At 58.9% G+C, this 7906-nt stretch carries 7 protein-coding genes; all 7 read right to left on the bottom strand.

Annotated elements, in window-relative coordinates; genetic code table 11:
• Positions 1-41 precede the first annotated feature (41 nt).
• Genes HMPREF9538_RS13460 through HMPREF9538_RS13490 form a run of 7 tightly spaced genes read right to left on the bottom strand, consistent with a single transcriptional unit; the run spans position 42 to position 7874 of the window.
• Entirely contained in the window at positions 42-1775 is a 1734-nt protein-coding gene (locus HMPREF9538_RS13460; RefSeq protein ID WP_004118832.1) for an ABC transporter ATP-binding protein, read from the bottom strand.
• A 7-nt stretch (positions 1776-1782) separates the two neighbouring features.
• Positions 1783-2730 carry an acetamidase/formamidase family protein gene (locus HMPREF9538_RS13465; protein WP_004118225.1) on the bottom strand — a complete coding sequence of 316 codons (948 nt, stop codon included), beginning with the start codon at positions 2728-2730 and terminating at the stop codon, positions 1783-1785.
• A 44-nt stretch (positions 2731-2774) separates the two neighbouring features.
• The gene (locus tag HMPREF9538_RS13470; RefSeq protein ID WP_004152278.1) at positions 2775-4379 is read right to left on the bottom strand and encodes an ABC transporter substrate-binding protein; all 1605 of its coding nucleotides are present in this window, start codon (positions 4377-4379) and stop codon (positions 2775-2777) included.
• Between the two features lie 12 nt (positions 4380-4391).
• Entirely contained in the window at positions 4392-5312 is a 921-nt protein-coding gene (locus HMPREF9538_RS13475; protein ID WP_004118227.1) for an ABC transporter permease, read from the bottom strand.
• The gene (locus HMPREF9538_RS13480; RefSeq protein ID WP_004152279.1) at positions 5312-6160 is read right to left on the bottom strand and encodes an ABC transporter permease; all 849 of its coding nucleotides are present in this window, start codon (positions 6158-6160) and stop codon (positions 5312-5314) included. Before HMPREF9538_RS13480 ends, HMPREF9538_RS13475 begins: the two co-directional genes overlap by 1 nt.
• Complete coding sequence (locus HMPREF9538_RS13485; protein ID WP_004118229.1) at positions 6157-6750, bottom strand: ANTAR domain-containing response regulator; 594 nt, start codon at positions 6748-6750, stop codon at positions 6157-6159. Before HMPREF9538_RS13485 ends, HMPREF9538_RS13480 begins: the two co-directional genes overlap by 4 nt.
• A complete protein-coding gene (locus HMPREF9538_RS13490) occupies positions 6747-7874 on the bottom strand; it encodes a transporter substrate-binding protein (protein WP_004118840.1) in 1128 nt (375 codons plus the stop codon). The genes HMPREF9538_RS13485 and HMPREF9538_RS13490 overlap by 4 nt, the downstream gene beginning before the upstream one ends.
• Positions 7875-7906 lie beyond the last annotated feature (32 nt).

Below are 7906 nucleotides of genomic sequence, written 5' to 3'. Positions count from 1 at the left end.
GCCCCCCCGGCGGAAATCCGCCGGTTTGAATGCTTTTTTGTTCAGCATGCGACGAGGTGCCCGTCGCCAAAATCGGTAAAGCGCTGCGGTACTCTCTGATAGCCGATGGGTTTGATCGGTTCTGGTCTTATCGGCATTGCGCTGGTGGCTCGGGGTTGCCGTCTTTGCTGAACGTCAGGTATAGGAACGGCGCTGAGCAAGTGCTGAGTATAAGGATGCTGCGGATGGTGCAACACTCGATCTCGTGGGCCGATCTCCACGAGCTGGCCGCCAAACATCACCGCTACCCGGTGGCAGATGCGCTCCACCACCGCCATATCATGGGAAATAAACAGATAGCTGAGCCGATAGCGCTGACGCAAATCTTCCAGCAGCGTCAGCACCTGCGCCTGTACTGAAACATCCAGCGCGGAAACCGATTCATCGGCGATGATCACTTTCGGGTTCAGCGCCAGCGCGCGGGCAATGCAAATGCGCTGGCGCTGGCCGCCGGAAAACTGGTGCGGATAACGCCGCATCGCTTCCGCTGGCAGGCCGACCTGCTGCAATAGCTGCGCCACCCGCTCCGTGCGCTGTACTGCGGGCATCTGCTCATGAATCAGCAGCGGCTCCCCAACCAGGTCGAAAATAGTTTTGCGCGGATTGAGCGCCGCCCAGGGATCCTGAAACACCATCTGCAAATCGCGGCGTACCGCTCTTAACGCCTCGTCCTTCAGGCCGTGCAGCTCCTGTCCGTTAAGCTGCGCGCTGCCGCTAAATGGCACCATATTCATCAGCGCTTTTGCCGTCGTCGATTTACCGCAGCCGCTTTCACCGACGATGCCCAACGTCTCGCCGGGGAAAAGATCGAAGCTGACGCCATCGACGGCATGGACTTCGCGACGCACGCGCAGGCCGTCGCCGCGCACCGGAAAGCGCACGCTGAGGTCGCGGACGCTGAGCAACGGTCGCGTCGCCTCGACCGGCGCCAGCGCGGGCGCCTGGCCCAGCACCGGTACCGCCTGCAACAGCTGGCGGGTATAAGCCGCCTGCGGCGAGGTAAACAGCGTTTTTGCCGGAGCCTGCTCCATGATTTTGCCGTGACTCATGACCAGCACATCATCGGCCATTTCTGCCACCACTCCCATATCGTGGGTGATCAACAGCAGGCTGGTGGAAAACGCCTGCTGCAGTTCGCGCATCAACTCGAGGATCTGCGCCTGAATAGTGACGTCGAGGGCCGTGGTCGGCTCATCGGCAATCAGCACCTGTGGCTGGCACAGCATTGCCATGGCGATCATCACCCGCTGGCGCATACCGCCGGAAAGCTCGTGCGGATACTGTTGCAGGCGCTTCTCCACATGACTGATTTTGACCGCGTCCAGCATCGTGCTGACCCGGCTGCGCCGTTCACGGCGGCCCAGCACTTCGTGGCGTTGCAGCGTCTCTTCCAGCTGCTGGCCCACCGTCATCAGCGGATTGAGCGAGGTCATCGGTTCCTGAAAAATCATGGCAACCGACTTGCCGCGCAGCAACTGCATTTGCCGCTCCGGCAGGCTGAGCAAATCCTGGTTATCAAAAATAATCGCGCCGCCTGGAATCTGTGCCTCCTCCGGAAGCAAACCCATGATCGCCAGCGAAGTCAGCGATTTACCGCTGCCCGACTCGCCGGCAATGCACAGAGTTTTTCCCGGCCAGAGCGCAAAGCTGACGTCATCCACCACCCGCTGTGTACCAAACTGGATCGACAGGCGCTCGACCGAGAGCAGCGGCGCCGGAAATAGGACTGCTGACATAACGCTCCTAATTAAACACGCTGTTGGGAAAATAGAACGACACCACCCAGTTAGGCCGATCGACGATTTCGCTGATGCGCAGATCGCCGCACACGGAGCAGAGCATATAGGCCTCTTCCGCCGACATCCCTTGTTCGCGGCACAGCGCATCGATGGTATAGCTTACCGCGTCGCGGGCGGCGGTCATCAGGTCAGGGCCAATGCCGGTGAAGGCGCTGTAGCCGTGCCGATCCAGATGTTGGGTCACTGGGCCAGGGGTGGCGAAACGCGGCGTTTTCAGCGGCATATCTTTAACCACTTCCAGCTTCACCACCACGTCCATCGCGCTTTCAATCGCCGTGCCGCAGACTTCACCATCGCCCTGCGCGGCGTGGGTGTCACCAATAGAAAACAACGCGCCTTCTACTTCCACCGGTAGCCATAATGTGCAGCCAGCGGCCAGATCGCGAATATCCAGATTGCCGCCCACGCGGCGCGGCGGCACCACCGAATGATGGCCCGCGGCGGCGGGAGCGACGCCGAGGGTACCGGCGAAGGGTTTCAGCGGTACGCGGCCATATCGGCCAAAGGCGCAGGGGGTTAAGCCCTGGCGGTCATATTGCCACAGCGTCAGCGCCGGATCAGAAAACTGATCGGCCAGCAGGCCGAAGCCCGGGATATTCGCAGTCCAGCCAAAGCCGCTGGGACGAAAGGATTCCAGCGTCACCTTTAGCGCATCGCCCGGCTGAGCGCCTTCCACATAGACCGGGCCACTGACCGGGTTGAGCTTATCAAACGGCAGCGTTGGGATATCCGCTGCGGTAGAACCGGCGTTGAACCAGCCGTTAGCCGCATCCAGGCAGTGAAACTCCAGTTGGCTGCCGGAAGCTACGTGCAGGACCGGGCTCAGGCTGTTATCCCAGCCGAAATGATGTTGAGCATGATGAATGGTCTTCACCAGACAATTTTGGCACATCCTGACTCTCCTTAAAGCAGCGGCGCCGTCCCGGCGCCATCAAATTATTTCAGTCCGATATAGTCGTAGTTGACTGGTACATGCACTGGATCGACATACAGCGCGTCCTCGCCCCCCATGCGTGCGGAATGTACGGTGTAGCGCTTCTCGTTGAATACCGGCACCCAGGGCGCGTCATCCATTGCAGTGATGAAGATTTTGCGCCAGGCTTCAATGCGCGCGTCCTGCTGGTCGGGTTTCACCATGCTGTCCGCCGCGGCCGCCTGCGCGTCCAGCGCTTTGTTGCAGTAGCGCGCCCAGTTCCAGCCGCCCTCTACCGCCCCGGCGCAGCCGAGGATCGGGCCATAGAAGTTGGAGGGATCCGGGAAATCGGCGATCCACGCCATGCCGCCGGACCAGACCATCGGCGCTTGGCTGGCGGAGCCGCCCGCCGCAATCACATTCGCCTGCGCCAGGGATTTGATGCTGGCGTGGATGCCCACTTTGGCCAGATCCTGCTGGATAGACTGAGCGATACGCGGCTGCGGATCGGTATTCATCACGTACAGTTCGGTAGCAAAACCGTTGGGGAAACCCGCTTCGCTGAGCAGTTGCTTCGCTTTTGCCGGGTCGTAGCTGAAACCCTGATATGCCTTGTCATAACCGGGCATGGCGGGTGGCAGTGGCTGGTTGGCCGGCGCCGCGCGTCCATTAATGATGCGCACGATGCGATCTTTGTTGACCGCCATGTTCACCGCCTGGCGGACTTTGAGATTATCGAAAGGCGGCAGCGTGGTTTTCATCGTCACGTAGCCGGTCTGCAACTGGTCGCCGGTGACCATCAGGCCCTTATAGGCCGGGTTGTTTTTAAACGACAGAAACTGTGCGGGCGGTACGCCGTCGCCGGCAATATCCACTTCGCCTTTTTCCAGCCGCAGCAGAGCGACCGAGGGATCCTGTCCCATTTCGAACTTTATGTGATCCAGCCGCGGCACGCCGGCTTTAAAGTAGTTCGGGTTTTTGCGGAAGATCAGCTCCTGGCCCAGCTTCCACTCCTGGAGCTCAAACGCGCCGCTGCCGACCGGATGCTTGCCGAAGTCGGCACCCCATTTCTCCACCTCCTCACGGGGAACCACCGAGGCAAAGTTCAGCGCCAGCACATGCAGGAAGGTGGCGTTGGGCTCTTTCAGAGTGATTTTTACCGTATGATCGTCGACGACCTCGATACCGCTCAGGGTCGTGCTTTTACCGCTGGCCTCCTCGTCATAGCCCGCGATGGGACTGAAGAACCCGGCGCCCGGACTTTGGGTTTTCGGGTTGACTGTGCGTTCCAGAGAATATTTCACGTCCGCCGCCGTGACCTCGCGGCCGTTGTGGAATTTCACCCCTTTGCGTAGCACAAAGGTGTAGACCTTGCCGTCCTCGGAAATGGCGTAGCTCTCCGCCAGGTCGTTCACCAACTCGGTGGTGCCGGGACGATAGTCCATCAGGCCGTCGAACAGGCTTTTGATCATCGACCAGTTTTGCCAGTCATAGCCAATGGCCGGATCGAGGGTCGCCACGTCGTTCTGGTAGGTCACCACGATATCGCCGCCAGTCTTCTCGTCAGCCTGCGCGCCATAAGAGAAACAGGCCGCGGCCACCGCCATTGTCAATAACGCATTTTTCATCATCTTCCCCTGCTACTTTTTGACATCAATGCGCGGATCGACCCACGGCAGCACCAGATCCGCAATAAGGTTGCCGCCAACAATGGCAACCGCTGACACGGTGGTTACCCCGACAATCACCGGGATATCCACCTGTTGAATCGCCTGCCAGGCCAGCTGACCGATACCCGGCCAGCCAAAGACCGATTCGACTACCACCAGTCCGCCCATAAAAATGCCGATATCAATGCCTATCATCGGAATTAGCGGCAGCACGGCATTCGGCAGCACGTGACGCAGCAGTACGCGGGTTCGGCCCAGCCCTTTGGCCCGCGCGGTACGGATAAAATCCTGATGCAGCACCTCAATCATCGACGAGCGCAACATGCGTGAATACCAGCCGCTGCCGAGCAGGCCGAGGGTTAGCGCCGGTAGCGCCAGATGGCTGAAGCCGCCATAGCCTCCCATCGGGAACCAGTTGAGTACCACGGCGAAAAGATAGAGAAAAAGCATCGCGGCGATGAACTGCGGCGCCGAAACACCGATAAAGGAGAGCGCCATCAGAAGCCGGTCCGCCAGCCCGCCGCGTTTTAACGCCGCCAGGGTGCCGAGTGCGATCCCCAGTACCAACTCGCAGAGAATACCCGCCGCCATCAGCTGCAGTGACGGCCCAATACGGGCGGAAACCAGTTCACTCACTTCGCTGCGCTGAATAAACGAGCGTCCCAGATCGCCGTGCAGCAGCCCCTGCAGATAACGCCAATATTGCTGATAAAACGGCAGATCCAACCCCAACTGATGGCGGATGTTTTCGACTACTTCCGGCGTGGCACTGCGCCCGGCGATTTGGCGCGCTGGATCGGCGGGCAACATAAACAGCAGCAAATAGCAGATCAACGTAACGCCAAGCAGGATCAGCCCGGCATGCAACAGACGTTTTCCCAGAAATAGCATTAGTTTCGTCCTTTTAAGCCGGGATCGAGGGCGTCGCGCAGGGCGTCACCAGCGATATTGAAAGAGAGCGACAGCAGCACAATCGCCGCGCCGGGAAAGAACACCAGCCAGGGAGCCGAAGTAAAATAGCTCTGGCTTTCAAAGATGATGTTGCCCCAACTCGGCGTTGGCGGCTGTACCCCCACCCCGAGGAACGATAGAGTAGCTTCCAGCAGGACTGTGGTGGAGATGCCTAGTGTGGCCCAGACCAGCACCGTTGGCGCCAGATGTGGAATTAAATGCACGCCGAGAATACGCAACGTTCCGGCCCCCAGGGTGCGTTCCACGGCGATAAAGTCGCGGGCGCTAAGCGCGCTAGTTTCGGCGTAGGTAACCCTGGCGATCTGCACCCAGTTCACCATGGCGATCACCAGGGACACGATCCAGACACTTGGCTGGAAAATCGCCGCCAGGGCAATCGCCAGCAGCAGTGCGGGAAACGCCATCATCAGATCGGTAAAGCGCATCAGCAGCCCTCCGATACGCCCCTGCAGATAACCTGCGCTAAGCCCTACCAGGACGCCGATCAGTACTGCAGTGCCGTTGGCGACAACACCGATGAGTAACGAAGTACGAGCTCCGTAAATTAAACGCGAGAAGAGATCGCGTCCCAGCAGATCGGTTCCCAGCCAGTAAGTGCTGTTGGGAGAAAGCGGTGCGCCTTCCAGGCTCAGTCCCTCGACAAACTGTTCATCGGGATCGAAGGGGGTGAGCCAGGGGGCAAACAGCGCGCTCATCACCACCAGGAGAATAAACAGCAGCGAGAGCAGCAGGGCTGGCCGGCGCAGAAAATATCCGACTCTATTCATTGTGCTCCCCGCTTGCCGGACGACATTCGTAGCAGCCACTTCTGCGCCACCTGTGCCACCGACTGGTTCGTACACATTGATTCCGAGCGCAGGCGAACCCATGCCTGTTGTTCATCAATACTTTCCGCTTGCATCTGGGCCGCCAGAGCTTGGGTAATCTGCGGCATTGCTGCCAGACGCTGGCGCAGTAGCATCTGTTGCTGTTGAATGTCATGCAACTGCTGACGCAGCCCCACTGCCATCATCAGGGTGGTATAGATGGCTCGCTGTGTAATAGGCTTGGTAAGGAGCGCTGTTGCCCCTAACTCCAGCGCGCGCTGTACCTGGTAAAGTCCCTCATGTGAGGTCAGCGCGATCACCGGTATTCCCGCCAGATTGATCTGGCTCAGGGTTAGCGGGCTGGCGAATGCCTCCAGTTCCACCAGTACTGCACAGGGGGTGAGAGGAGGTAAAGCCTCATCTCCGGTCAGGTGATGCCAGCGGATACCCATCCGCGTCAGGTTTTTTTCCAGCGCTTCGCGACTCCTTGCTTCACAGTCTACCAGCAGGAGCGGCTGAGCATCTAAATCCGGGGACAGCAGCGTTTTCATTTAACAATCCTCAGAGCAGGTCTGGCTGCAACCGTTCGGCTTTCACGTAGCTCGGTCGCGGAGAGATAGGGATCGGGCATAACCGGCAGCGGTTCGCGATGCAGTATCTGAAAGCAAGTTTGTTGCAACTCAGCGATGTAGCAGGGCAAACAGGCGTGGTTGTTTCGAGCCATTACTGAGCGAGCGCCCGGAGAATCAACGTCGTGCTGACGATGCAGTGCCGCCAGCACCGCACCCGGCTCGCTGTTTCCGGCCTCGCGCAGGCTATTGGCAAACAGCCTTACTGCCCGCCAGCCGCCGATGTAGTAGTGGGAGATGCGCTGTGCGCCATGTTGCAGGTGCTGCCGCGCGCAAAAATCGAGATCGACGCTCTCAAAAAACGGTCCGCAGGAAAGCAAACGTACCGCCCTTAGTGGCGCGACTTCGGCGACTTCGGCTTCGGTAAAATTACAGCTGAGCACCGCTAACGTCCGCCGATCGCGAAGACAGGCCTCGTCCAGTGCGCGCAGAAACGCATAAGAGGTTTCGCCTACCAGGTTATTGAGTACAAAATCTACCTCTGTGCTGAGAATCGCCTCAATCAACTCGGTCACGTTGCTGTTTCTCAGGTGCAGATATTTTTCGCCCACCACCGTACCGCCGGAACCTTCCACTACCTCACGGGCGATACGATTGCTTTCCCAGCCCCAGACGTAGTTAGAGCCGATCAGCCAGGAGCGATTTCCGAACATATCCAGCGCCAGCCGCAGGAGTGGCAGCAGAGTCTGGTTCGGACAACCGCCCAGATATACGACCTGCTCGCAGCTCTCGAACCCCTCGTAAGGACAGCCATACCACAGCAGCAGGTTATGCTGCTCCAGGTCCGGGATAATCTCCTTCCGACTGGCAGAGGTAATGGTTCCGAAGATATGGCGGATGCCGTGAGCGATAAAGGTGCTCACCGCTTCACTGTAGGCTGCGAGTTCACCCGCAGGGTTGATATGTCGGGCCCGCAGCTGAAAAGGATAAGCAGGATCGGCATTGATTTCCTCTAAGGCATGGCGCGCACCAAGCAGTGTGCTGTTCGCCAGGTGGCTGTAGGTACCTTCTGTGGAAAGCAAAATTCCAATATCAATAGTTTGCACGTATGTTTGCTCTCTGCATTAATAAAAAAGAC

The sequence above is a fragment of the Klebsiella sp. MS 92-3 genome, from assembly GCF_000195655.1.
Taxonomy (GTDB): domain Bacteria; phylum Pseudomonadota; class Gammaproteobacteria; order Enterobacterales; family Enterobacteriaceae; genus Klebsiella; species Klebsiella pneumoniae.
Note: the sequence above shows the minus strand (reverse complement) of the source record. Positions and strands in the feature narration are given on the sequence as shown.